Origin of the sequence: Streptococcus sp. M334 (genome assembly GCF_000187745.1) — a bacterium.
Taxonomy (GTDB): Bacteria; Bacillota; Bacilli; order Lactobacillales; family Streptococcaceae; genus Streptococcus.
The window spans coordinates 1-1,620 of sequence record NZ_GL732501.1 but is presented as its reverse complement, the minus strand read 5'-3'; the positions used below and the strand labels follow the sequence as shown (position 1 = coordinate 1,620).

The 1,620-nt window shown below is 38.9% G+C and carries 1 protein-coding gene; it reads left to right on the top strand.

Annotated features, from left to right (window positions below):
• On the top strand, positions 1-1,612 hold a 1,612-nt coding region (locus tag HMPREF0851_RS15105; RefSeq protein ID WP_000001082.1), incomplete at its 5' end, for a recombinase family protein.
• Between the last annotated feature and the right edge of the window lie 8 nt (positions 1,613-1,620).

The window sequence follows — 1,620 nt, the reverse complement described above, 5'->3', positions numbered from 1 at the left end:
TGATGGACTGGACGGAGATAGCAACTCAATTATCAATCAGAAGAAAATTCTGCTTGATGTAGTTACAAGAGAAAATCTCTCTAATCCTATTTTGTTTGTCGATGATGGCTTTAGTGGCACAAATTTTGACCGTCCAGCAATTTCAGAAGCTCTGCGTTTGGTGGAAAATCGGCAAGTTTCGAACTTTATTGTAAAGGATTTAAGCCGTTTGGGGCGCTCTTATATCAAGGTTGGACAGCTAACGGAAATCACTTTCCCTAGTTTTGATGTCCGCTTTATCGCCTTAAATGATGGAGTAGATTCGAATAAGCCTAATGAAACTAACTCAATTTTCTTGCCAATCAAGAGTCTAATGGATGAAATGTATGCGGCAGATACCAGCAAGAAAATTCGCGCGGTGGTGCAAGCTAAAGCCAAAGCTGGCGAGCGAGTAACTACTAACCCACCTTACGGCTATCTCAAAGATTCAAGCAACCCTAAAAATTGGATTATTGACCCAGTTGCCAGTGAAGTTGTGAAACGGATTTTTCAAGAAGTGAAAAGCGGAAAAAGTCTTTCGGAGATTGCGAAAGGGTTAGAAAATGACAAAATTTTTAAACCAGACCGTCACCGAATAGAAATCGGTTTGAAGTCTATTTCTTCCAGCCCAAATGTGGAAACTTTGCCTTATTTTTGGACGCGAGAAACCCTAAGCGCTATCTTAGGGCGTGAAGAGTATCTTGGGCATACTGTCAATCTTCGAACTCGAACAAAATCTTATAAAGACAAGCGTAAGGTGGATAATCCAAAGGAAGGTTGGTTGGTTTTCAAAAATACTCATGAAGCGATAATTGACCAAGAAACTTTTGATATTGTTCAGAAGATGAGGAGTCATAAGCGGTCTAATCAACGGTATAAAAATCGGTCTGGTCACGAAAACTTGTTTGCTGGATTGGTTTTTTGTGGAACTTGTGGGCGAAAGCATTATTTTTGCCCACAAGAGAAAAACGGACTTAATCATGACCATTATAAATGTTCTGGTTACCGTAAGCCGATTGATGGTTGCGAAAATCCACACTACATTCAAAAATCCGCCCTGATTGAGATTGTAAGCGACAAACTTCGTCAAACTATCCACGAGTGCCAATTAGACCAAGAAACCTTTTTGAAAAAGCTAGAACAGCAAAGCCAAGCTCAATTCAGCAAAGATAACAAACGCCAGCGCCAGCAACTTCAAAAGGATGAGCACCGCTCTAAAGAGATTGACAATATCATTCATAAGCTTTATGAAGATAATCTACTTGGTAAAATTTCAGATGAACGCTTCGTGAAGCTAAGTCAGAGCTATGAAGAGGAACAGAAACAGCTTCAAACTTCCATTTCTGATTTAACTGAAAAACTCGCCAAACAACAAGAAGATAACTTGAATATCTCCAAGTTTATGACGAGAATTTTGAAATATACAGAGCTACCAGAACTAACCGTTGAGATAGTGAATGAACTGATTGACAAGATTGTGATTTATAAACCAACTGGCACGAAACGCAATCGAATTATTCAGATTGATATTTATTATAATTTCATCGGAAAACTAAACAATGAAAAAAGCGAGCCAAACGACTTGGCTCGCTAATATTAACC